27 protein-coding genes and 1 pseudogene are annotated in these 23,314 nt (G+C 49.9%); 13 read left to right on the top strand and 15 right to left on the bottom strand.

Annotation, left to right across the window (positions count from 1 at the left end):
- Positions 1–6 precede the first annotated feature (6 nt).
- The 5 genes from H6F93_RS25855 to cobJ all read right to left on the bottom strand — a co-directional run bounded on the left by H6F93_RS25855 (position 7) and on the right by cobJ (position 5,595).
- Entirely contained in the window at positions 7–1,089 is a 1,083-nt protein-coding gene (locus tag H6F93_RS25855) for a DUF3616 domain-containing protein (protein ID WP_190687196.1), read from the bottom strand.
- Positions 1,090–1,190: 101 nt separating this feature from the next.
- Positions 1,191–1,757 (bottom strand): hypothetical protein, encoded by a 567-nt coding sequence (locus H6F93_RS25850; protein WP_190687193.1) that lies wholly within the window; start codon positions 1,755–1,757, stop codon positions 1,191–1,193.
- Positions 1,758–1,892: 135 nt separating this feature from the next.
- Entirely contained in the window at positions 1,893–2,462 is a 570-nt protein-coding gene (locus H6F93_RS25845; protein WP_190687190.1) for a DUF6658 family protein, read from the bottom strand.
- A 743-nt stretch (positions 2,463–3,205) separates the two neighbouring features.
- Positions 3,206–3,571, bottom strand: coding sequence for a YtxH domain-containing protein (locus H6F93_RS25840; RefSeq protein ID WP_190687187.1), 366 nt, complete (start codon positions 3,569–3,571; stop codon positions 3,206–3,208).
- A 140-nt stretch (positions 3,572–3,711) separates the two neighbouring features.
- A complete protein-coding gene (gene cobJ / locus H6F93_RS25835; RefSeq protein WP_242043620.1) occupies positions 3,712–5,595 on the bottom strand; it encodes a precorrin-3B C(17)-methyltransferase in 1,884 nt (627 codons plus the stop codon).
- On the opposite strand from cobJ, the gene H6F93_RS25830 reads away from it, so the two are divergent.
- The 3 genes from H6F93_RS25830 to arsS all read left to right on the top strand — a co-directional run bounded on the left by H6F93_RS25830 (position 5,595) and on the right by arsS (position 7,391).
- Positions 5,595–5,738: a hypothetical protein gene (locus tag H6F93_RS25830; RefSeq protein ID WP_190687184.1), complete on the top strand. Its 144-nt coding sequence runs from the start codon at positions 5,595–5,597 to the stop codon at positions 5,736–5,738. The two genes, cobJ and H6F93_RS25830, sit on opposite strands and share 1 nt — an antisense overlap.
- 105 nt (positions 5,739–5,843) lie before the next feature.
- The gene (locus H6F93_RS25825; protein WP_190687179.1) at positions 5,844–6,176 is read left to right on the top strand and encodes an arsenosugar biosynthesis-associated peroxidase-like protein; all 333 of its coding nucleotides are present in this window, start codon (positions 5,844–5,846) and stop codon (positions 6,174–6,176) included.
- 66 nt (positions 6,177–6,242) lie between these two features.
- The gene (gene arsS / locus H6F93_RS25820) at positions 6,243–7,391 is read left to right on the top strand and encodes an arsenosugar biosynthesis radical SAM (seleno)protein ArsS (RefSeq protein ID WP_242043619.1); all 1,149 of its coding nucleotides are present in this window, start codon (positions 6,243–6,245) and stop codon (positions 7,389–7,391) included.
- A 62-nt stretch (positions 7,392–7,453) separates the two neighbouring features.
- Here arsS and H6F93_RS25815 read toward each other — a convergent pair whose 3' ends face one another.
- From H6F93_RS25815 to H6F93_RS25805, 3 genes are all read right to left on the bottom strand, one after another.
- The gene (locus tag H6F93_RS25815; protein WP_190687177.1) at positions 7,454–8,035 is read right to left on the bottom strand and encodes a DUF2808 domain-containing protein; all 582 of its coding nucleotides are present in this window, start codon (positions 8,033–8,035) and stop codon (positions 7,454–7,456) included.
- Positions 8,036–8,348: 313 nt separating this feature from the next.
- Positions 8,349–8,474 (bottom strand): photosystem II protein Y, encoded by a 126-nt coding sequence (locus tag H6F93_RS25810; protein ID WP_199314045.1) that lies wholly within the window; start codon positions 8,472–8,474, stop codon positions 8,349–8,351.
- 68 nt (positions 8,475–8,542) lie between these two features.
- Positions 8,543–9,100: a gamma carbonic anhydrase family protein gene (locus tag H6F93_RS25805; protein ID WP_190687174.1), complete on the bottom strand. Its 558-nt coding sequence runs from the start codon at positions 9,098–9,100 to the stop codon at positions 8,543–8,545.
- 124 nt (positions 9,101–9,224) lie between these two features.
- Here H6F93_RS25805 and H6F93_RS25800 point away from each other — a divergent pair, with 124 nt between their 5' ends.
- The 5 genes from H6F93_RS25800 (at position 9,225) to H6F93_RS25780 (ending at position 14,665) form a co-directional block, all read left to right on the top strand.
- A complete protein-coding gene (locus H6F93_RS25800) occupies positions 9,225–9,734 on the top strand; it encodes a TIGR02652 family protein (protein WP_190645257.1) in 510 nt (169 codons plus the stop codon).
- Positions 9,735–10,175: a VOC family protein gene (locus tag H6F93_RS25795; protein WP_190687171.1), complete on the top strand. Its 441-nt coding sequence runs from the start codon at positions 9,735–9,737 to the stop codon at positions 10,173–10,175.
- A 155-nt stretch (positions 10,176–10,330) separates the two neighbouring features.
- Positions 10,331–11,380 carry a toll/interleukin-1 receptor domain-containing protein gene (locus H6F93_RS25790; protein ID WP_190687168.1) on the top strand — a complete coding sequence of 350 codons (1,050 nt, stop codon included), beginning with the start codon at positions 10,331–10,333 and terminating at the stop codon, positions 11,378–11,380.
- Positions 11,377–11,532, top strand: a complete 156-nt coding sequence (locus tag H6F93_RS25785; RefSeq protein ID WP_190687165.1) for a hypothetical protein — start codon at positions 11,377–11,379, stop codon at positions 11,530–11,532. The genes H6F93_RS25790 and H6F93_RS25785 overlap by 4 nt, the downstream gene beginning before the upstream one ends.
- Before the next feature lie 367 nt (positions 11,533–11,899).
- A complete protein-coding gene (locus tag H6F93_RS25780) occupies positions 11,900–14,665 on the top strand; it encodes a tetratricopeptide repeat protein (protein ID WP_242043618.1) in 2,766 nt (921 codons plus the stop codon).
- A gap of 29 nt (positions 14,666–14,694) precedes the next feature.
- Here H6F93_RS25780 and H6F93_RS25775 read toward each other — a convergent pair whose 3' ends face one another.
- The 4 genes from H6F93_RS25775 to H6F93_RS25760 are packed head-to-tail and all read right to left on the bottom strand — an operon-like array spanning position 14,695 to position 17,960.
- A complete protein-coding gene (locus tag H6F93_RS25775) occupies positions 14,695–15,315 on the bottom strand; it encodes a hypothetical protein (protein ID WP_190687157.1) in 621 nt (206 codons plus the stop codon).
- A gap of 60 nt (positions 15,316–15,375) precedes the next feature.
- The gene (locus tag H6F93_RS25770; protein ID WP_524538017.1) at positions 15,376–16,176 is read right to left on the bottom strand and encodes a DUF1350 family protein; all 801 of its coding nucleotides are present in this window, start codon (positions 16,174–16,176) and stop codon (positions 15,376–15,378) included.
- Positions 16,177–16,236: 60 nt separating this feature from the next.
- Positions 16,237–17,181 carry an ATP-binding cassette domain-containing protein gene (locus H6F93_RS25765; protein WP_190687153.1) on the bottom strand — a complete coding sequence of 315 codons (945 nt, stop codon included), beginning with the start codon at positions 17,179–17,181 and terminating at the stop codon, positions 16,237–16,239.
- 5 nt (positions 17,182–17,186) lie between these two features.
- Positions 17,187–17,960, bottom strand: a complete 774-nt coding sequence (locus H6F93_RS25760; protein ID WP_190645266.1) for an ABC transporter permease — start codon at positions 17,958–17,960, stop codon at positions 17,187–17,189.
- Between the two features lie 161 nt (positions 17,961–18,121).
- Between H6F93_RS25760 and H6F93_RS35940 the strand changes: the two genes are divergently transcribed.
- Positions 18,122–18,676, top strand: coding sequence for an alcohol dehydrogenase catalytic domain-containing protein (locus H6F93_RS35940; RefSeq protein ID WP_242043617.1), 555 nt, complete (start codon positions 18,122–18,124; stop codon positions 18,674–18,676).
- Between the two features lie 12 nt (positions 18,677–18,688).
- Positions 18,689–19,123: pseudogene (locus H6F93_RS35935) on the top strand (zinc-binding dehydrogenase); the annotation flags it as partial.
- Positions 19,124–19,142: 19 nt separating this feature from the next.
- Here H6F93_RS35935 and aroA read toward each other — a convergent pair.
- Positions 19,143–20,486 carry a 3-phosphoshikimate 1-carboxyvinyltransferase gene (aroA, locus tag H6F93_RS25750; RefSeq protein ID WP_190687150.1) on the bottom strand — a complete coding sequence of 448 codons (1,344 nt, stop codon included), beginning with the start codon at positions 20,484–20,486 and terminating at the stop codon, positions 19,143–19,145.
- A 58-nt stretch (positions 20,487–20,544) separates the two neighbouring features.
- On the opposite strand from aroA, the gene H6F93_RS25745 reads away from it, so the two are divergent.
- The 3 genes from H6F93_RS25745 (at position 20,545) to H6F93_RS25735 (ending at position 22,608) form a co-directional block, all read left to right on the top strand.
- The gene (locus H6F93_RS25745; protein ID WP_190645269.1) at positions 20,545–21,054 is read left to right on the top strand and encodes a hypothetical protein; all 510 of its coding nucleotides are present in this window, start codon (positions 20,545–20,547) and stop codon (positions 21,052–21,054) included.
- Positions 21,055–21,269: 215 nt separating this feature from the next.
- Positions 21,270–21,461, top strand: a complete 192-nt coding sequence (locus tag H6F93_RS25740; protein ID WP_190687146.1) for a hypothetical protein — start codon at positions 21,270–21,272, stop codon at positions 21,459–21,461.
- A 166-nt stretch (positions 21,462–21,627) separates the two neighbouring features.
- A complete protein-coding gene (locus H6F93_RS25735; RefSeq protein WP_190687143.1) occupies positions 21,628–22,608 on the top strand; it encodes an FTR1 family iron permease in 981 nt (326 codons plus the stop codon).
- A gap of 169 nt (positions 22,609–22,777) precedes the next feature.
- On the opposite strand, the gene H6F93_RS25730 is transcribed toward H6F93_RS25735, so the two are convergent.
- Both H6F93_RS25730 and H6F93_RS25725 read right to left on the bottom strand, forming a co-directional pair.
- A complete protein-coding gene (locus H6F93_RS25730) occupies positions 22,778–22,936 on the bottom strand; it encodes a hypothetical protein (protein WP_242043616.1) in 159 nt (52 codons plus the stop codon).
- A 143-nt stretch (positions 22,937–23,079) separates the two neighbouring features.
- Entirely contained in the window at positions 23,080–23,289 is a 210-nt protein-coding gene (locus H6F93_RS25725; protein WP_190645273.1) for a CAB/ELIP/HLIP family chlorophyll-binding protein, read from the bottom strand.
- Between the last annotated feature and the right edge of the window lie 25 nt (positions 23,290–23,314).

Below are 23,314 nucleotides of genomic sequence, written 5' to 3'. Positions count from 1 at the left end.
GCGCAGCTACTGTTTCTTCAGCCTAAAAATATCAACAAAGATAGAATCCGAAGTAGCTTTTCTCCTAGGGTCAGGTGAGTCATAAACAATTAACAGCCCGTTAGACTGACTAAAACAGGGGAGAAGTGACAGACCCTCAGCATGATCGGTTTCCAGGGTAAAAGGAAGATCAAACTCTATCTCTAGCTCTCCTGTGTCCAAGCTTGATAGGCTATCGCTGGAATGGTTCAATGCATGTTTGAGGCGATAGACTCGCATCGCTCCTTCAATGCTCATTGTTGGGCCTGCCAAGATTAGTAAATCTCTGCCCTGAAAGCACAGCTCTCGAATGCCTAAACCCTTGAGATTGATAAAGTGTTTCTTATAAAGCTGCTTATCTTTACCAATTTTTTTCAAAGTAAGGATTCCTGGTTCTGTTTCCTCAACTTCTATTTCTAAGATGATTGCCCATTGTTGCAGAACGGGGCCTCTTAATCCTAAAAAGATTTTGTGTCCATGAACTGCTAATCCTTCAATGTCAAACCCGTTTTCTTTTGAAGGGATACAGGGTGAGAAGAATGGTCCTAAATGGCTGTCTTCTTTCAACGCTTCAGTTAGGATATTGCCATCATCTGTTTTTTGAAGACAGGCAGCTGTATAAGTTTTCTTAGAATTAGTTGGGTGGGGACAAGATTTGTGTAGCTCTCCTTCGGAAAACGGAATGCGAGCAATCAAATAACGGTTTAGTTCAGTTTTAACTTTTGATAGTTTGCGGATATCTTTTTCAAGATTTTTTCCTTTCGCTTTCTTGCGCTTGGTGCTGTGGGAACCTGTGAACCAAAGGTAGGGTTCACTATAGTCTAAGCCTTCAATATCGATCTCACTATCCTGGTCAAATAGGTCAACAAAATTACTGATCGCCACTGACTGATGCTTACTAAACACATGGTGATCAATGGGAAACAAACGCTCAATCGTTGTCAGTTCATCAGAACCGACCCAAAGACTACCATCGGGTGTGAAGGCAACGGCTGACATCTGCCCCAGCAAGTTGCTGGAGTCATCTCCAAATTGCAGCAATACGCGGCTGAGCAAAAAAGGGCTGATCATTTTAGGCTCCTCCGACAAATTAAAGTAAGCGCAGGGACAATGTCCCTACGCTTAAGTCTACAGGCAGAAACAATGCCCGCGATCGCAACCTAAGTTGCTATCTATGCACGACTGTCAAGCTTGTTAGAAGCATCATCCAATGCACGCTGCGTACCTCTAACAGCTTCATTGGTTCTACCTTTTGCATCTTGAACAACATTGCCTGCGCCTTCACGGGCTTCAGCAGCATTGCGACGCAAGTTGCGGCTGCCTTCTCTAGCACCTTGTTGAAGCTCATTGGTCGTTTGTCTAGCCTGTTCGCCAAGGTTACGGCCTCCCTCTTTGACGTAGCCACCCAGCACCTCAGGAGCTTCTCTAACGTCATCAAATCCGCGCTGAATATTGCGCTCTGCATTATCGACCAGACCTTTAGCTTTTGCATCAGCTCGGGTGGTGTTAGCACGGGGATCAACGTTGCTGTACTCGTTCATGCCGCCTTCATTGGGCTGAACTCGTTTGTAAATCTCCATTTGAGGAGCATTGCCGGTGTAGGAACCTTCACCAGATACCTTGGGTATGTTGGGGCCACTGCTGCAAGCTGTGCTTAACAGCATAGAAACACCTGCTAAGACTACGACTAAAGCTCGCACCAATTGGTTACGCTTTAGCCAAGAAAATGCTTTATTCATGAAAATTGCTCCGTTCATATTGGGTTTGGGGATTTGAATTTCGATTCAAGCAATTCGAACTTCAATTTGAATTGTTTGAATTGATAGTCATCGAACTTGTAAATTCGGGCTTATCGATCAGCTTATTGGTCGGATTTATCGATTAAAAGCAGGGTTGCGCTGCATTTCAGGCTGTTCAGTTGCAGATTCACCCATGTCAGTTAGAAACTCAGAAGCATCCTTAAATGCTTCTTCCGTTCTTTCCAAAATCTTTGCGTTTGGATCACTGCGATCGATGCTGAGCTGACGACGAGCGGGAACCTGCTGAGCGTCTCTTTTCAAAATGTCTGAATCTACTGGCCCAATATCAGAATTCTTAGTTTCTGTTGCACCTGCACCGGGGTACAGCAAGTCAGAAGCGTTGCTTCCAACGCCGTTGCTTGCTAGAAGCTGATCAAAGCTAAAAGGCAAGCTGGCGCGATCGCCCTGTCTGTTTTTCTGATTAACTGCGGGATCGTTACTCATGCGATAGTTTGTATAGCCGTCTCCGCCACCCTTATGAGGGTTGTTGTTTCCGCCTAGTTGAACTGGAGGATTTTGGGGACGCGCACCTTGCATATTGCCAGTGTTGCAGGCGGTAGTCAAAAATAACGCTGCTCCCACAATGAGAACGGATACAATCTGCCGCAACCTTAACTTTTTGAAAATTGAAAATAGTCTATTCACGAAATGCTCCTTATCGCGCTAACGACACGCTGAGTGGATCAAACAAAGGGCATAATGCTTCTTTTTACAAGGTTTTCATGAGATAAAGAAGCGATCGCTTGCTCGACTCAGAATGTCTATTGCTTTAGTCAATTACTTCAACTGACAATTAAGCCACTAACCGTTAGCTAGTAGCCTTTTTGACAGATGAAGCTGCTTTACAGTTTTCCTGCTACTTTTTCAGTGCAGGAAGAACAACTTTTCTGGTTACCTGATAAAGGTTACGAATATAAGAGCGGCTGTTCCCTCTAGCAAAGGTCACATTCATATCTTGTTTTTGGTTTAATTTTCTCTGACTCTAGAGAGACTCTGACAATAATTTGTATGCTCTGTTATACCAATTCCAAAAACTAGAACTGTAGGTGGAAGGGCACCCCCGCCGAGTGGGGTGCCCTTCCATCTACAGTTCTTTTTGGAGAAATATTGTTAGCTGCTATTTATATAGGTGGCAATATATGCAATTTCTTAAACAGAAAATAAAACAAGGGGACTAAAGCCCCTTGTTTAGTAAGAGTAGACGTAGTCTAATGTGAGGAAACTGGTAAGACTAATTTCGTTAAAGCAGCGATCGCACCATGCTTAAGCTAAATAGACTTACTGGTTAATGTGCTAGGGCAGAAATAACCAGTAAATGGGCTTAATGCTTGTACGACCCTGCTTAGCTGAATTAGGTGCCTGATTGTGTAGAACTAGTTAATATCTACTTAGTCGCGGTTGGTCAGCTTCTCTAAGCCCCGCTTGAGTTTATCTTCTACCGTGTCAGCGTTCGCATTTTCAGGGGTGTACATATTTTCCTGATTCGCTGAACCCTGAACTTCGTTGATTCCCTCGTTTGCTTTCTCACGAGTTGCTTCTCCGGAAAGCACACCTCCCCGTAGGGCATCTTCTGAATCTCCGTAAATTTCATTTAGTGGCTCTTCGCCCTGGTCAGGACGGCTTGAGCTATCTAATGTTAAAGGCTTACTGTGGGCAGGATAAGCATAGGAAAACATCATCAAAACACAAGCAAAAGCGATTACCAGAAAACGAACTGGACGCAATGCAGATAAGTTAAAACGAGTCAAACGCATATAAACTCCTCGTTAATTTCAGAAGTGATAGTGTAAGAGCCATTTGAGTTGGTGAACTGCAATGAATCTGCATTTCAACAGGCACAAATAGGTCTTAGACCATTGGCTCAAATTTGACCCGTTCCTACATCTACACTCAGTTAGATCTCTGTCTGCGAAAACCCCAAGTAACCCCGTGGGGTAATCATCCAGTCGGCGTAGACGCGGCTGCTTTGATTGCCAATGAGAACAGTGGTTAGCATATCGATGGAGGCTTCCAGGAAGTGGGCGAGCGTTGTTAATGTGATGTGTTCGTCTTGTCGGTACGCGGAACGGATAAGGGCGACGGGAGTATCGGGGTCTCGATGTTTTAAAAAGATTTGTTGAGCGATCGCAATTTGCTCTGTACGAGTTTGCGATCGCGGATTGTAAAGTGCTGTAACAAAGTCTGCCTGAGCCGCAGCCGTCAAACGCTGTTCAATCACTTCCCAGGGGGTGAGTAGATCACTGAGACTGATTGCACAAAAGTCATGCATGAGCGGTGCGCCGACTCGCGAAGCTGCTGCTTGTAGGGCTGTAATTCCTGGAAAAACTTGTACGGCGGGTGTTTTGCCGTCCCAAGAGAGCGATCGCAATTCCTCTAGCACCAGTCCTGCCATGCCATAGATGCCGCAGTCGCCCGACGAAATCACTGCAACCGTCAACCCCCAGTCTGCTAAAGCGATCGCCCGCTTAGCCCGCTGTCGCTCTTGCGTAATCGGCAGTGCTTCGATAATTTGTCCTGGTCGCAGCAAAGACGACACCAACTCCACATAGAGCGTGTAGCCAATCACCACGTCTGCTTGAGCGATCGCCATTTGCGCCGCTGGAGTGATTTGGTCAAGCTGACCTGGACCTGTACCGACTAGCCAGAGCTTTCCCGTTCGCCCAATATATTCCTGCTCGGACTGGGCGATCGCCACCGTCACCGCTCCAGGTTGGTTTTCAGCGCGAACAATTTGCTTGGAGACGCGGAGAGAGGGGGAAAGAGAGGGGCTAGCCCCTAAAACCGCCGCTGCTTCCGCTACGCTCGGAGTCCCCACTTCTGCCTCAACAACGGCTGAAGGAGTCGGGACTTGGACAGTGCGAAGTTGCTCGGCGGTGAAGCAACGGAGGGGGAAGTGGCGATCGCGGCAAAGTTCTACTAACCCTACCTCATCGGCTTTCAGGTCGATGGTGGCAATTCCGGCGATCGCCCCTTCTGCCAGGTGATTTGCTTGCAATACTTGCTGAATCGCGGTTTCGATCAATTGGCGAGAGGTGCCTCGTTCACAGCCGATACCCACCCACAGCACGCGGGGATGCCACTGCACTTTGGGCAAGTCGGATTCTGAGGAAAATTTGCGTTGAATGGGACTAATCCACACTCTGGCTTTGGCTGCGGGGAGGTCTTCTTTGACTTCAGCCGTATGTTCAGGGAAGCCAAACTGGAAGGGATGAGGTTCGGGCAAATGGGACTGCCACAGGGTTGATCCAGCTTCCTGAATGACTTGAATTGGTTCCTGACGGGCGATCGCTGCACTTACCCCCGTCCAGTCACCCTCGCCCCGGTGCCAGCCCCAGGGAATTCCTAATACGTCGATTCCAGGCAACCCAGCGCCGTTTGCCGCCCCAGTCAACACAGGAGTTGCACCTATCTGTAAGGCAATTAATTGGGTGAGGCGATCGGCACCACCCTGATGTCCACTGCATAGGCTAATGACAAATTTGCCCGTTTCGTCAACCACGACCACAGCCGGATCAGTCGATTTGTGCTGCAATAGCGGCGCAATCAGACGTACAACTGCCCCTGTCGCTAAACCAAAAACAAAGCTGCGATGCTCTGACCACAACGTTTCTAAATGAGCGCTCAGGGAACCGCTGTAAACCTGTACCGCTTCCAGATGTTGCAGAGAATCTGGCACCCAAAGGACTGCATTGGTCACCTGACAGATTGGGCGCAGTCGCTTAACCGAAGCAGGGGTGGTGGCGATCGCCACCAAAGGCTGAAAGTCTTGAAACAACAATGGCAAATCCACCTAATCTAATCAACAAGTCAAACTCTCAACAGGAAATTATTAGCATTTCTGATGTGCTGCTGATTGTTTTGCGCCTCGACCATCAAGATTATCAGGGAACGGCCGTCGCAGTTTGGGTGGCTCAACAGTAATAGAAAGAATGCTTAAGCGTTGGAGCTAAGTCCGGGGCAATGGGGAAGGGGACTATACACTAAAGAAGGATTTATCCAATACCCTGAGCGGCTTAGAACAAAACAATGGAGCAATATTACAAACCGGAGCATCTGCCCCACTTTGGTCAAATTGGCGAAGGCAGTCCAGAGCTAGCAGAAAAGTTTTTTGCCTACTATGGTGCCGTTTTTGCAGATGGGGCTTTGTCTGTTAGAGAGAAAGCGCTGATTGCCTTAGCAGTTGCTCACACGGTGCAATGTCCTTACTGCATTGATGCCTACAGCAAGGAATGCTTGCAGCAGGGGTCAGATTTGGAGCAAATGACCGAGGCGGTGCATGTTGCTACGGCAATTCGGGGCGGCGCATCTCTAATTCATGGGTTACAGATGCTTGACCATGTGAAGCAGGCGGCGATGTAAGGGTTAGGGGCTGGGGACTAGGGGCTAGGGTGGGCTTGCTAGTCACCGTAATTCCAGGGAATTTCGATGAAATTGAAGTGGGAGCGGTTTTTGATGGTTGAGGTGCAATCTGAATCAGTAGAGGAGTTGGAAGGCGTAGAAGCGGGGGCTAAACCGACTACTTCGCTGTATCGGCGGCGATCGCCCCTCTCCAGTCCCCAATACCAAATCGAGCGGTTAGCAGCCGTTGATTTGTCTCACACACCGCATCATGGAGATTTTGCAAAAACGCTAGCCAGCCAAGGAATTCGGTCATTTCGTCCGGCTCGGCTGGAAATTTTTCAGATCAACGTTGGCAAGCTGTGCAACATGACCTGTCGCCACTGCCACGTTGATGCTGGGCCAGACCGAGTTCAGGAAAACATGGATCGAGACACGGTAGACGCTTGCCTGCGGGCGCTTGACCAAACTGAGGCTCACACCGTTGACCTTACGGGCGGCGCACCGGAGCTAAATCCTCACTTTCGCTATCTAGTTGAGGAATGTGTTGCCCGTGGTAAGCACGTCATCGATCGCTGTAACCTCACGGTGCTACTTCTGCCCCGAATGCACGACCTACCAGAATGGTTTGCTGAACGAGGCGTTGAAATTGTTTGCTCGTTGCCGCACTACCGCAAGTTCAACACAGATGCTCAGCGAGGAGACGGCACGTTTGAGAAATCAATCGAAGCATTGCGGCGGCTCAATGCAGTCGGTTATGGCAATGGCGATCCACAGCGACGGCTGACTTTGATGTCTAACCCTGCGGGGGCATTTTTGACAGGCAACCAGGCAAAGATGGAACAGGAGTGGAAAGCTGGACTAGAGAAAAATCACGGCGTTCGGTTCGATCGCTTGATTGCCCTCAACAATATGCCAATCTCCCGTTTCCTGGAATGGCTGGAGCAGTCCGGCAATTTGCAGCGCTATATGGAAGTGCTAGTGAATGCTTACAACCCCGCGACTGTTGCAGGTTTGATGTGCCGCAATACTCTCTCGGTTTCCTGGGATGGCAGGCTGTTTGACTGCGACTTTAACCAAATGCTGGATTTAGAGTGCCAGCCGCCCGGACAACGACCCCACATTCGCGATTTTGACCTCAAGCTTTTAGCCCAGCGCGAAATTGTCACGGGTTCTCACTGCTTTGGTTGCACTGCCGGAGCCGGAAGTTCCTGTGGTGGGGCGATTGATGCCTGAGGTATTGCTCTATAGCAAGGGAGGCAGAGCTTTGCCCTGCCTCCCCTGTTTCCCTAGATGAATTAACGCCATGAAAACGGCAATGAGCCGCCGGCTTCGTAGAAGTTGAACCGTCCATAGCCCAGGAATTGTCCATAAGCGGCCTCACCTGACGGAAAGGCCGTTACACCAAATAGGTAAACGCCTTCACTGCGAGGATTTCTTTCTACCTTCAAGCCAAGTGTGACTACAGTTCCAGGAGGCACAGGCGGGTCAAAGGTAATGGAGACTGTTTGGTTTCCCTCGTCTGCTGTTACATTGCCCAAGGTCAAGGCTTCGCCGCGATCGCCCCGTGTTCCAATGAAGGCGCGGCTATCTTCCGGCTCAAATTCAACCCTGCGGACAAAGTTGCTGGCATCTTGTTGAGCAATTTCTATTCGTCCTAGAGGCTCACCCGCATCCTGGGGCACTTCCAAGGTGAAGTAGTAGGTGGGGTTATAGGCAGAAACGCGATTTCGAGTCGTCCCTGAATCGACCAGGCTGGGGGGGCGCTCAAAATAAACTCTGCCATCTGAAAGTTGGACTGCCTGAGCAGTAGGGCTGAGGATTGCAGCGAACCCTATCGTTGCGGCGAGGGTTGCGCCTAACCAGGTTGGAGTACGCATTTTTAATTGAAACTATTTGTTATGGAGGGCTTCCTCCATTCTAATTTTGGCGATTAGGATTGAGGCGATCGCCAGCCTAAGCGAAGCTTCAAAAAAGAGGGAGGCGATCGCCAGGATCACCTCCCTTCCCTAAACTACTTACCTAAGCAACGTGCAACTTTTTTAAACTTCTTGTGAGATTGGATATCTTGCCGTCCAATTAAGCAGGCAAGATGCCCACTCCACAACAAGCTCTGGCTTCCAGTTTGGCTTCCAGAGCGAGTTACCCATCGCTTTACTTGCGACAGAGCGTCGTAAGGCAGATGCGTTAAGCTCAAGCCTGCTTGTCAAAAAAGCCCTGAAACTGTTTGAGAGCCGCTTGCCCAATGTTAAAAACAGCCCAGCCAGCAGCTAGCAGAACTGGAGAAAAAACAACTAGAACGCGCCAATCAATATCCATGTTCGAGATCCTCCCCTAAAGATTTATAAACAAATCTCATCTTTAACATTATTCTGCGCTGAATTGGCTCAATTTTCCAGTTCTTTTTTCATATTTGTTTGCAATACGAATCCCAGATTTGTTCCTTTGCCTGCGTGAACCAGCGCTAGCTGCTCGTATTTCCGGGCATGTTCGATTAAATCGGCGGCTTCTTCCTCGGAAACTGGGCGAAAAATTTTTGCAGGAACCCCGACGACGAGCGATCGCGGCGGCACATCTTTTGTCACTACTGAACCTGCCCCGATAATGCTACCTGCTCCCACTCGCACCCCATTCAGCAAGATTGCTCCAATGCCAATCAAACAGCCCTGCTCGATCTCAGCCCCATGAATTACTGCCCGATGCCCAACCGTCACATAGTCGTGCAAAATCGTCGGTTGCCCCGGATCGTTATGCAAAACGGCTCCGTCCTGCACATTCGTGCATTTGCCAATCACAATTCGTTCCACATCCCCACGCAGCACCGCCCCATACCAAATGCTTGCGCCAGCAGCTATCTCTACATTCCCCACAACTGTTGCAGTGGGGGCAACGAAAGCCGCTTGAGATAAATCAGGAGGTGCCCAAAAGGGTATCGATGAAGTCATATCATGCAGAAGGATTAGTAACTTTTGAGTCTAATGCCCCTAGAATGGGCATTGAGGGCGCAACCCCCCAGTTATAATAAGGCCACTGGCACTGGTACATAGCGAACATGCTGCCTACAATTTCATGATCAATCCGGCCCTACAGTACCCAATCTTCGGACCTGAAATTCAGTGCCCTCACTGTAGACAGACGATTCCGGCATTGACGTTGACCGATACCTACTTGTGTCAGCGACACGGCGCATTTGAGGCAGATCCTAAGACGACAGAGCTAGTTCATCTTCAGTCTGGACGGCACTGGCGACAGTGGAACAACGAATGGTATCGGCAACACACCCACCCCGATGGCATCCGCTTTGAAATTCACGAAGCGCTCGATCGCCTCTACACGCAGGGCTACCGAGCCACCAAAGTAATCATCGCCCAACGCTATCAAGACTTGATTAGCACCTACCTGGAGCGCAGCGCTCCCTGGCGGGGGCAGTCTGACTCGTCTCGTCCACGGCTCTATGGTCTGCCCGTAGAATTCAGTCCTGACCCTAAGGAAAACCCCTGCTGGGATGTGATCAACTTTGACCTGGAAAAAGAACCTGGCGCGCCTGTAAGGTATCCCTATTTCCGTTTGTTTGAGTGAATGCACCACGCTTCTATTCGCACGGCTGATATTTATAAAGCGATCGCCTTCTACGAGCTATTAGGTTTCACCGTTTGCGAACGGTTCACGGCGGGTATTACGCTGGCTTGCTGGATGGAAGGGTTGAATGGTCGCGTTGAGCTATTGCAGGTGCCTCGTCCCCGTCCTGCTGCGGATGCGTTTGAGGACGAGCATTACACAGGCTACTATCACCTTTCGTTTGACCTGACCGAAACGGTTGAGGATTTGCCTCAGTGGTTGGAGAATTTGCAAACCAAATTTTCAGGTGCAGCGCAGGAGTCTGAGCAGGTTCAGCCTTTGAAGGTTTTGCTCAAACCGACGCAGCAAATGATTGGCGATCGCGTCTATGAGGTCACGTTTATCGCAGATGCGGACGGGCTACCGCTAGAGTTTATCCGAAGGATGGGAAATGAAGGATAAAGACGTACCTCCTGCCCTGTCCCTCAACCCCTAGCTCCTAGCCCCTCTCCACTGGCTGAAATTCCGCTTTTCGGGAAAATTTGTGAATTTTCCCGAATTCCAAGATAGCGTCCTCGTAGTTTCGTTCTAAGCCCCACGCTATTCTGGAGAGCAGTATGGCGGATATTTTTATTTCCTATTCCCGTAGAGACAAAGAATTCGTTCGCACGCTTCATCAGGCTTTGAGCCAGAGCCAGCGAGATACCTGGGTCGATTGGGAAGATATTCCTGTTACGGCTGAGTGGTGGAAGGAAATTGAAGCCGGAATTGAGGGAGCTGATACCTTTATTTTTGTAATCAGTCCCGATTCAGTTGCTTCTAAGATTTGCTATCAAGAAGTTGAACATGCTGCCAAGCTGAACAAACGTCTGTTTCCGATTGTGCGGCGAGAAGGATTTGCCATTGAGCGGGTACACGAAGCGCTACAGAAGCATAACTGGCTGTTTTTTCGAGAAGAAGATGACTTCGACTACGCCTTTGAGACCCTAATCAAGGCTGTAGACACAGATTTAGATCATGTGCGGACTCATACTCGTCTCTTGGTAAAAGCGATCGAGTGGGACGACGGAGGACGCAATGATGGATTGCTGTTGCGCGGCGGCGGTCTGGCGGCAGCAGAGCAGTGGTTGAAAGAATCTGACGGCAAAGCACCACAACCGACTGAACAACACAAGAACTACATTACAAAAAGCCGTCAGGCTGAGAATGCAATTCGCAGAACAAAGCTGATGGTGGGTGTGGGGGCTGGCGTGATGGGAGTGATGCTGGCGATCGCCACCACAACCGGAATCCGCGCCCAGCAACAGATAGAAACAACCCGCTCCGAAATTTCAGCCCTGCGACAAGAGAAAGCTGACCTGGAAACCGAAACCAATCGCGCAATCAGAAACCTCCGATTAGCAGAGGCAAAACAACAGCAAGCGGTTGATGCCGCAAATCAGGCAAACCAGGACTTGCAGGCTGCGGTAGAACGCGAAACTGAAGCACAAGAAAAGGCTAAAGCTGCTCAAACTTTGGCTGCCCAGGCTCAACAAACTCAGCAACAGGCTGAAACTGCCGCCGCCGAAGCTGAGCGAAAGCAACAAGCTGCTGAAACTGCCGCTGCCGAAGCACAGCAATCCAACGTGCAATCTCGACCGCCTACGAAAAAACGCTGGAAGACTTGAGAGAGCAGTGGCAACGAGGCGATCACCAGGATGCTTTAATCCGATTAGCAATGGCTCGTATCTGTCAGCTAGAAGGTCGAGGCGAAGAGGCAGACTTGAGAGCCTGCATCCGAGAAACTCTAGATGTAACGCGATCGCAGATTAGCGAGTAAGAGGGGGCGATCGCCCTTTAAACTCGACCTGTCTTATTTTAGATAGGAGCAATCTCGTCTCAAACAGGACGTTTCTTGTTTGAAGTAGGAATGATGCTGTTTTAAGTAGGAGCAATCTCGTCTCAAACAGGACATTTCTTGTTTTAAGTAGGAACAATCCTGTTTTGAACAGAAGCGATCGCTCTTTGAACTGAAAACTTGCAGCTCAAAACCAGAAACTTGCAGCTTAGAACTAGAAATGTCGCTCTTTGAGCTGAAAACTTGCAGCTTTAAATTAGAAACGTCGCCCATCCGTCCTAATTGCTGCCGTCTTTGAGTTGAATGTCGAGTTGAATATACTGATGGCAACCCCTCCGAAATGCGACTCATGACCTCATCGGTGCCCCCGCCCCTTCAGGTGTTCATCTCTTACTCTCACAAAGATGAAGAGTTGCGAGAAGAACTGGACATTCACCTGGCTAACTTAAAACGTCAGGGCAAGATTGGAGTGTGGCACGATCGCGCTATTGAAGCCGGGGCCGAGTGGGATGCTGAAATCAAACACCAGCTCGAAACCGCAGACATTATTCTGCTGCTGATTACACCTCGCTTCGTCGCCTCAAACTATTGCTATGACCTGGAGATGCAGCGAGCAGTGCAGCGCCACGATGAGGGCAGCGCACGAGTGATTCCGATCATTCTGAAGCCCTGTGATTGGCAAGACAGCCCGTTTAGTAAGCTGCAAGTGCTGCCCAGAGATGCCAAGCCCGTCACCAAGTGGGATGACCGAGATGAAGCCTTTCTCAATGTTGTGCAAGGAATTCGTCGAGCCGTGGAGACGCTTCAGGCAAAAAAGTCTGAGGGGGTGCCTTTAGAAAAAGAGGCGATCGCCCCCACTCCTCCACTACTCACGCCTGCCATCGGTACGGGCGAACGGGCATTGGGTACGAGCGAACGAGCATTGGGTAGGGGCGAACGGCCGTTCGCCCCTACGTTTTCTACCTATAAGGCGGAAACCTGGACGGGACGAGCGGAAATTGTCGCTGACCTCACCGACGCTCTAGTTGCCGGATGCCGTCTGTTAATCATTCATGGGATGACGGGCATTGGCAAAACTGCCCTGGCTGAAAAATTAGCGGCAGATCTGATGGTGAATGGGGCTGATGGCACGAGCGATCGCCTCTTCCTACCGCCCGAAATCAAGTTTCACCGAATTTCCTTTGACATTGGTACGCCGTCTACCGACTTTACACGAGGGGCGATCGCCATTTTGCAGGCGATCGGTGACGACACTGCCCAACAGTTGCCCGACGAACAAATTTTGCCCTACCTGCTCAAAGCGTTAGAGCAGCGTCCCTACTGGCTTCAGCTTGACTCGCTAGAATATCTGCTGCGCCAGTCTAGCGATGGCTCTTACCAGTTTGCCGATGCCGTCTGGGTCGAGTTTTTTGGGCAACTGCTCAACTCGCCCCGCAGCCAGAGCCGCCTGGTTCTCACTTCCCAGGCTCTCCCCACCGACCTGGTAGACCGAATCTACCGCTACGACCAGCTTTGGCACGAATATTCCCTGCGCGGACTGGAAGCTGACCACTGGCTTGACCTGCTCCGCAACTATGGCATTACGCCATCTACTGATACTGAGTGTGACTATGTTTGTGCGATCGCCAGCTACTTTCAAGGACACCCGCTGATCCTCAAAATGATTGTAGGCGACATCCGTAGCCGCTTGTTTGGCGGCAGCATCACCAAATATTGGACGGAGTATTACAACTGCCAACCACACAACCCGCGCCAACCCTCCTCAACCCTGCGCCAAAGCCAGGAACAGCGAGCGCGTCAGTGGGTGAGTCAAACGATTCAACAACTGCCCGACCTGCCCCGCCAAATGCTTCAGCACTGCGCCGTCTTTCGTCGCCCCGTTGCCGAATCGTTTTATCTGCAAATGCTGGAAGATGTCTCAGACTCCGACCGCACCGCTGCCCTCACCACCCTCAAATCGCGCAATCTGGTCGAAGACATCGACATTCAGGCTGGACAACTCTTGATTCAACAGCACAACCTAATCCGCGACAGCGCTTACGCCCAACTCAAAGCCAATTCTTCCATCTGGGAAACCGCGGAACGCACCGCTGCCTGTCTCTGGCTCACTGCTTACATTTCACCCTCGAACACCGAACGCATCGAAACCGTGCGCGGCTACTTAGAAGCCTTCGAACACTACTGCAAAGTAAAAGACTGGAATGCCGTAACTTTAATTGCTTGGATTAAGTTAAATACACCTACTGATAATTATTTTTGCTGGCAGCTAGGAACCTGGGGCTACTATCGAGAGCAGATTCCGCTTTTCAGGAAGCTGTTAGACATCGCTCAAGCAAAAAGTAATTGCCAGGAAGAAGGATGGGCATTGGGTAATTTGGGGAATGCGTATCTTTCTCTAGGGCAGTATGAGCAGGCAATCACCCTCTACCAGCAATCTCTCACCATTTCTACAGAGATTGGCGATAGAGAGGGCGAAGGCAGTGGATTAGGCAATTTAGGGAATGCGTATCTTTCTCTAGGGCAGTATGAGCAGGCAATCACCCTCTACCAGCAATCTCTCACCATTTCTACAGAGATCGGCGATAGAGAGGGCGAAGGCATTATGTTAGGCAATCTGGGGAGTGCATATCTTTCTTTAGGGCAATATGAGCAGGCGATCGCCCTCTACCAGCAATATCTCACCATTTCTACAGAGATTGGCTATAGACAGGGCGAAGGTGTTGCGTTAGGCAATCTAGGGAATGCCTACGATTCACTAGGGCAATATGAGCAGGCGATCGCCCTCTACCAGCAATATCTCACCATTTCTACAGAGATTGGCTACAGACAGGGTAAAGGTGTTGCCTTAATGGGTTGGGGAGAAACGCAAATTAAATTACAGCAGTATCCAGAAGCACTAGAAAACTCCCTTGCAGCCTTGGCAGTTTTTAGAGAAATTGGCGATAAGGCTAACGAAGCCGAGGCTTTGAAAAATTTGACAGAACTGCATCAAAAACTGGGTGAGGCTGACGTGGCGCGAGAGTATTGTGAGCAGGCGTTGGCGTTAGCAACCGAGCTAGGCATTCCGCTGGTGAAGGAGTGTCAAAAACTGTGGGAGGAGTTAGGTTTCCTCTGAGGTATTTTGCATCAAGACTCGCTCAATGCTCAAACACTAGAATGCAAGTTGCGATCGCACAGTCCAAAGAACATCCGCAACAGTCCGAGCAAAATCGACATTTCACCAATACCATACAGCAACGATTCAGACACTTCACCCCTGGATGCTAGCTGGTAAAACTTCCACCCCTCACCATTGGTGACAATACCGTAGATATCCATATGCCGCTCCATCTGACGGTTCACCCCTTGGCAAGTGTGCATTTCTACCAAGCACTGGGCAGCGCCTTGCTCGAAGTCATCCTTCTTAGCCTCAATGACGCATCCAAAGGGAGCTTCCAGATAGGCTCGTCGCTCAGCAATCAGGTAGTCCACATTGCCGCAAACTGTTGCCCCTTCCAGATAAGCCCCCTTCCACACCTTCAATCGCTCATAGCCCTCCAATCCTTCTTCACAGATGGCATCAATGAGCAGCGTTTTAGATACTTCTAGGCTTTCAAGGTCAAACCGCTGCAGCCGCTCCAACCGCTTACGAAAGAAATCACTGATGGGGACTGGTTCTGCTGTCATTTCCCATCGCTTTAGCTCGGTTATTCCCAAATGCTTAAAAGCTTCTCGGTAAGTAAAGCTGGGAAAAGGACTCTTTCCTTGCTGAGTCGCTTGAGTCATAGGTCAATAGGAGAGAACAGGAACCTTTGATAGTAAGGTTGGCAACGAGTGTAAACTCCCTCAACTTCTAACTGATAAGGGATTAAGCCAGAGCAAAATTGCATCTCTAAGCTGGTTCAAATCCCGATAAACTTCTTGCTTAAAAAGCTGACCGATCGCATCCAATGGCGTGAATATAGAGCCAGTTTGCCAGCCAACTTCTTGCCCCAAGGGAGTCAGGTGACTGCCTTTGAGAATTTTTAGAGCAGTCATGTCAGGAAAGCGATTGAGCAAAGCTTCCGTCAAATCTTTAGTTTGATCAATGTCGTCGTTGTTGAACTTGATTAGTAAGTTACGCCGCACCTGATATTGCCGCTCAATCAATTGGTTAGTTTCCTCAGGAGAAGGAACAAACTCAACCGCAAAGGCAGGTGAGAACTGAGTAAATTGCTCAACTAACGGGATCGATCGCCTTGCTGGAAAGTTGTTAAACGAGATCAAAATATTCCCAGCTCGTTCCTGCGGATAGAGACTACCGATCAGCAAATGCAGCTTGCAGCCCATGCTGTGACCAATGCCATAAACGGGCTGATAACGCTTTTTGAAGACGTTGGTTTGCAGATAGTCCTGAGCGACGATGAAGTTTTGCAAGACCTGGCGGGCGATCGCTGTGTGATCCATCGTGTTCACAAACGGGGTCGCAACAATGGCGTAGCCCTGACGCGCCAAGTTTTCCAGCAGCCAGCGATAGGTGACTTGAGGAGCTGCCGCTACAAATGCGCCCCCCAGAAAATGCACAATCGCCGTCGGTCGAGAGGGCACCAGAATCCAATTTCCTGAAACTTCCTGCCAATCCATTGCCCCAATTATTCTCCAAGCCAATCAACCTTCTTTATCCTAAGTGCTTGGATTAGAGATGTGTAAAGGAGTGACGGGTTGAGGCTACACAACCCAAGGATCGGGAATCTCTTCAGGAATAAAAAACTCCTGGTTTCGTTCAGGTTGAGTGATTTCGAGATAGATGTGTTCTAGCTTTACTGGATAGCGGGAAACGGATTCCAGCGGAATGCCGGCAAAGCGATCGAGGATTTCTTGTAGTTCCAGTGATTCTGGTAGCCAGAAGGCGAGATCGCTGCCATAGCGTCGAGGGGTGAAGCCGGATTCACGGGCACGAGCGATCGCCTCTTCTTCCTGGTCTGTTTGCACCACCACAACTTCCTTAGCGGGAATAGACTGCTGCAACTCCTCCAGGGTGCCTTCTGCCATCAGTTGACCACCTTTAAGAATGCCAATGCGCTGACACAGCCGTTCTGCTTCGTCTAACAGGTGTGTGGTTAGTAGGACGGTGATTCCCTGTCCCTTAAGCTGGCGAATCAGTTCCCAAATTTCGTAGCGGGCTTCAATGTCTAATCCAGTTGTGGGTTCGTCTAGAATGACCAGCTTGGGGCGGTGGACGAGGGCGATCGCCATACTCAGTCTTCGCTGCATTCCGCCGCTGAGTGTTTCTGCTGGACTGTTGGCGCGATCGCTCAAATTCACCGCTTCGAGGCAATCTTGCACCTGCTGTCGCCGCTGTGTGCGAGAGAGTCCATAAATCTGAGCAAAAAAGTTGAGATTTTCGGCACAGGTAAGACTGCGATAGAGCAGATTTTCCTGAGGCGCAACGCCAATCAGTTTCTTTGTTACTTCTGAAACTGTTCGTCCGCCAACTTTAACGACTCCGCTGTCTGCCTGCAACAGATTACAGATGATGTTAATCGTGGTGGTTTTGCCTGCGCCATTGGGACCCAACAATCCATAGATTTCGCCTGCGTGGATTGATAGGTTCAGGTCTTGCAGAACGGGGCGATCGCCATAGCGTTTGTTGAGATGTTGAATTTGCAGCACAGATGCTAAAGTCTCCTTTCTCGCCAAACCATTCGCCGATAGGCTAGCCAACCACCAGCCACCATCAGCACTGCAAAAATCACCAAAAACCAGAAGTGGAAGGAAATTTCGCTTATGCCATCACCAATTGCAGAAACACCCGTCAAAGCCAAATTCATGTGGTAGATCGGATTAAATTCAGCAATTTCTAACAGTGTTTCTGGGAACAACTCCGGCGGCAAGAATGCCCCTCCCAAAATCAGCAGCGGCACGCCAAAGGTTGCAACCAGGGCATTCACATCTTCAGTGCGACGAGCAAATTGAGTACCAAGAATAAACCCGACTCCGACATAAGCGGCAATGCTAAGCAGAATGATAGCGATCGCCAATCCCCACGACCCGTTGAACTCTGCACCTAAGAGAGCGGCGATCGCGTACACCAGCAGACTTTGCCCAATTCCAATACAGCTATGAGCCAGAAAAATTCCTAGGAAATAAGACGTGCCGCTAAGAGGCGAGATGAATAGCCGCTTCAACGTGTGTTGCTCTCGCTCAGAAACAACCGTGGCGACACTTCCACCCAAACAGCTAAAAAACAGTGCCGCTCCCACCAATGTTGCCGGAGCCGCCCGCTCAAACGCATCCCCAGTTGAAAGCTGTGCCCGCTCTGCCAGAATGTAGCCGTTTAACAGCAGCACGGAGACTGGAAAAATTGCCCAGAAAATTAGCGATCGCCTCCGCCTGCCCAACTCAGTCAAAATTCGCTGCGCGACTGCCAGTGTTTCCCGCCAATACTTCAACGCCGTGTCCTTACTGACAGAACCGAAGTGATCATAACCTGAACAGCCAGAACTAATACTTGAATGGTTGAGAGTACGCTCAAACTTTCGTTTCCCTTAAGCAAGTTCTCGGCTCACTGGAGTGACAATCTAGTCTGGATTCACTCAAAAAGGAGATAAGCATGATTCACGCTTACGCAGCCCAGACAATAGGTGGAAAGCTGGAGCCATTTGAATATGATCCAGGTGTCCTGAGAGACGAAGAAGTAGAAATTGATGTTGAATATTGTGGGATCTGCCATAGCGACTTGAGTATGCTGAAGAACGATTGGGGAGTGAGTCAATATCCCCTGATTCCTGGTCATGAAGTGGTAGGAACGATCGCGGCGGTGGGCGATCGCGCCAAAACCGTTAAGGTCGGTCAGCGAGTAGGTTTAGGCTGGTTTTCCCATTCCTGTATGCACTGTGAGTGGTGCATGTCTGGCAATTACAACTTGTGCTTAACTGCAGAGCAAACCATAGTCGGTCGATATGGAGGGTTTGCCGACAAAGTCCGTGCCCATGAAGAATGGGTCACGCCATTACCAGAAGGAATTGATCCAGCAAAGGTCGGGCCGCTATTCTGTGGTGGCATTACTGTCTTTAACCCGATTGTTCAATTTGATGTGAAGCCGACTGATAAAGTTGCAGTGATTGGCATTGGCGGGTTAGGACACATAGCACTGCGATTTCTGTAAGCTTGGGGCTGTGATGTTACTGCTTTTTCAACAAATCCTGATAAGGAGGCTGAAGCTCGTGAAATGGGAGCTTCTCACTTTGTTAATTCCCGTGATCAGAAAGCGATCGAGTCGGCCGCTAATTCATTTGATTTCATTCTCTCAACGGTGAATGTGGATCTCGATTGGGGAATGTATGTCAATGTGCTACGTCCCAAAGGGCGACTGCATTTTGTTGGAGTTGTGCCCAATGCGATTCAGGCAGTTGCTTTCCCTCTAATTATGGGTCAAAAATCTCTATCGGGTAGTCCTTTGGGTAGCCCCACTACCATCGCAAGAATGCTCGATTTTGCTGCTCGTCATGGGATTGAACCTGTCACCGAGACCTTCCCTTTTAGCCAAGTGAATGAAGCAATGGAGCATTTAAAGGCTGGAAAAGCACGATATCGAATCGTGCTGAAACATTAGGGAAAAGGGGCGATCGCCACTAACTCACAACCCGCTGCAACGTCACCGTGAAGTCGGGATAGGAAATAGCAGCAGCTTCAGCACGTTGGATGGTGGTGGTGCCTGTGGCAGTGAGGGCGGCGACCGCCAGACTCATTGCAATCCGATGGTCAGTATAGCTATCCACTTCAGCCCCAACTAAAGATGTTCCGCCTGTGATTTCTAAACCGTCCGGTAACTCGGTGATTTTGGCTCCCATGCGGCTGAGTTGGGTAGCCATGACGGAGAGGCGATCGCTTTCCTTGACCCGCAGCTCTGCGGCATCGCGGATCACAGTTGTGCCCTGAGCAAATATAGCCGCGACTGCCAGAATCGGAATTTCGTCAATCAGGCGGGGGATTAGATCTCCTGCGATCGTGCAGGCTTTGAGGGAACTGTGGCGCACGCGCACGTCGGCAACGGGTTCACCTGTGACAGTACGCTGATTCTCCAGAGTGACATCGGCTTCCATCTGGCTCAGCGCTTCCAGGATTCCGGTACGGGTGGGATTGATTCCCACATTTTGAATCAGCAACTCAGAACCAGGGACGATCGCAGCAGCGACCATCCAGAAGGCAGCAGAGCTAATGTCTCCCGGCACAACCACCGTCTGCCCTTGCAGTTTTGCCTGTCCTGTCACCGTTGCGCTACAGGTTTCTAGATCAACCTTCACCGTTGCCCCAAATGCCCGCAGCATTCGTTCGCTGTGATCGCGAGATAGGGCAGGTTCGGTGACGGTTGTTTCCCCTTCTGCCATTAGTCCTGCTAGCAGAACGCAAGATTTCACCTGGGCTGAGGCGATCGGGGAATGGTAGTGAATTGGCTTCAACGCCTGTCCTTGAATTGCCAGTGGTGCTAATCCGCCAGAGCGGTGCCAGATTTGTGCGCCCATTTGCTGCAAAGGCTGAATAACGCGAGACATGGGGCGCGATCGCAGCGACGCATCCCCCGTTACCGTAAAAAATCGCTCTGCATGGGATGCCAGAATGCCCATCATCAGTCGTATTGTCGTGCCGGAATTGCCTGCATCCAGTACATCCTTTGGCTCCTGAAGCTGTCCTAGACCAATTCCCTGAACCGTCACCAGTTCAGAATTAAGCTCTGAGATTTCCGCGCCCATTGCTCGAAAACAGGCAGCAGTGCTGTGCGGGTCTTCCCCCAAGAGCAAACCCCGGATTTGAGTTTCTCCCTGAGCGATCGCCCCCAGCATCAGCGATCGATGCGAAATGGACTTATCTCCTGGGATTTGAACCTGTCCCTGGAGCGATAATCCAGAACTGGGTGGGGCGATCGTCAGAGAATGGTGATTTTCGTAATGATTCAACGTAATAGTCGCAGTTGCCATTAGATACACTGACATGGAGTGGCGCTAGCCATCCTACCGTTTTCTTGCCCCCAAAAACATGCTCAGCCACCATCCTAGACCTGTTTGTCTTTCGTTTACGGCTTTGGATTTGCCCCTCTGGTCAGTACTGGAAACGTCGGCAACCCTCTATCAGAGAGAAAACGAACAGTTTCACCTGCTGTTGACGGAGCCTTGGGTGCAGGAGCGGGCCGATATGCCACTTCCAAGAACTTCGTCTGAAATCACACCTGAAGTGGCAACTTTATCGGGCAACCAAACACCTCGGCTGCTCTGGCTAGAAATTTCTCCCTATCGCGTGATCATGACGATGCAGGGAAACGGTCAGTTTAGCTATCGCCACTTCTGGGAACAGGGGGTTTACGGCATCAGCCGCTACTGGCTGCAAGGTGACACGAGTGGCAATGAACAGTTGCGCCTGCGAAACTTTACCCGCAGTTTGAAGCTGATCGGTGGTGAACTGCCCCACCATTTGCGGGTGGAATATGAGCTGTGGTCGGGCAAGGTCCAGCTTGGACATTACGTGATGAATGTCGAAATTCGCCATTGAGAATCTCTTCTCATAATCCCGGCATTGGCGTAGAGATTCAGAAATAGCTATTCCCCGGTAGGGGCGTTTCGCGAAACGCCCGCTACGAGATTCGCGCTTCTAACCCACAGATTCTCTAAAGCAGTGATGTCTTTTCCCTGGAACTGCTCAGCCTCAAGCTAGCCCAGCAAAGCAAATAGTGAGGTGACCTGGGTGAGTAGCGAGGCTAGCTGGTGATGGGTGAGTCCAGCCTGGCGGGCAATGAAGCTAGTCCGGTGAGCAGTCAGGCTGACCTAGTAGGCAGCGAGGCTAGCCTAGTAGGCAGCGAGGCTAGCCTAGTGGCGGGGGAAGTCCGTCTAGTAAGTAGTGAGGCCAGCTTAGCGACGGACGAGGCTAGCCTAACGAGTGACGAAGCTAGCCAGATGTAACGAGGGGACTCGGCTAGTCCAAGAAGTTAGCGTCCTTCCTACGAATGACTCATGTCAGTGAACAATAGGCTAGGCTTGAAAAGTGAGTGGCTAACCTCATTTAATGGATGACTTAACGCATCTCTATTACTAAATATCCAGATATAGATATCAATACAAATCAGTTATGAACTTTAGTGCTGCTCTGCCTACCTTTGTCATTACCTTACGCGAAGGGGTGGAAGCTGCCCTGGTAATTGGTATTGTCCTGGCTTATTTAAGGAAAGCAAACCAGGAGCGGCTCAATCCCTGGGTCTATAGCGGCGTGGGATTTGGAATCGTCGCCAGCATCATAGTGGGTGTGCTGTTTACCGGACTGGTGCTGGCGGTTGAGTCTGCCAATCAATCCTATGCTCCAGTAGTGAAGCCGCTGCTAGAAGGCTTTTTTGGGCTGTGGGCGATCGCTCTCCTAAGCTGGATGCTAATCTGGATGACCCGCCAATCCGGTTCTCTGAAGGGAGAAGTCGAGCAGTCGGTAACAAAAGCACTGCAAAAGACAGATCATGCAGGTTGGGCTGTCTTTGGGTTAACGACGATCGCCGTTGTGCAAGAAGGATTTGAAGTTGCGCTGTTTATTAATGCTCAGTTTCAGCAAGGTTGGATGGCAGTGCTGGGGGCGATCGGAGGGTTAGTCACCGCAGTGGCGATCGGTGTAATGCTGTTTAGCCTGGGCATCAAAATCAACCTCCGTCGCTTCTTCCAAATTTTAGGCGTGATGTTGCTGTTAATCGTGTCTGGACTGGTTGTCTCTGTCCTCCGCCATTTAGATGCAGCAGTAGTGAATTTGGTTCAGGTCAATCCTAACTTTGTGCCGCTTTGCTTTAGCCCCGGTCCATCTTGCATTCTAGGTCCACAGATTTGGGACGCTTCACACGTCTTGCCCGATCGCCAATTTCCGGGAGTACTGCTTAAAGCATTCCTGGGCTACACCCAAAAGCTTTACTTGGCACAAGCAGTAGGCTATGTGATGTTTCTCAGCATCATTGGCAGCAGTTACGTGAAGAGTGCTTTCAACTGGCAAGGTTTGTTATTCGCTAGCAGCCAGCCTCCGCAAAACTCCACGACCTCTCGCTCCAACCAAGAGGATCTAGAAAAATCCAAAGTCTAGGGACGCAGCATTCTTGCAACAAAGGTGGCTCTATCTCAAAGATTAGTTGCTGACTGCTAGCCCATTGCTTAAAAAAATTTGGGCAAAAGCGCTGGAATACAGCGTCTCTGCCCAAAAAGCTGACCGAAGGAAGTTAGTTTCAACTAAACAGAAGGCGCTGCTCGATTCTTTAGACCACGTTGTTGAACAAGGAAGCCCACAAAATTCCAGCTGTGGCGATCGCCAGCAATAGATTGGTGAAGAATTGACCTGCCTCGGTATTGAAGCCCAATACCTTGTCCTCTTGCCCGGCCGTAAAGAACAGTGACCATGCCTGGTTGATGTCCAATACTTCCGCTTGAGCGTTGAAATCAGGTCTAAATACGACAGGTCCAACTAAATACTTGTTAGGAAAATCAAAATCGGTTTTCAGAATAGTTCTCCAAAATACTACGGTTTACCTGCCTAGTCTCAAAAATATCAGCGGCTCAACTAGAAATTAGTTAGCCAGCTAAGGACACCATGTCCTGTGGTCGCTTCTATAATCAGCGCTGAGGTAAAACCAATCATGGCTAGCCGTCCATTGAGCTTCTCTGCATATTCGTTGAAGCCAAACCGCTGCGTGTCATCGACATACATTTTGGGTTCAACTGCGTAAACGTTTGCCCGTCCGCCTTCTTCAATCACTTGTCCAGGAGCCATGTCGTATTCCCCGTTTGCTTAACCT

The organism is Leptolyngbya sp. FACHB-671 (assembly GCF_014695745.1).
Lineage (GTDB): Bacteria > Cyanobacteriota > Cyanobacteriia > Elainellales > Elainellaceae > JAAUTN01.
Note: the sequence above shows the minus strand (reverse complement) of the source record. Positions and strands in the feature narration are given on the sequence as shown.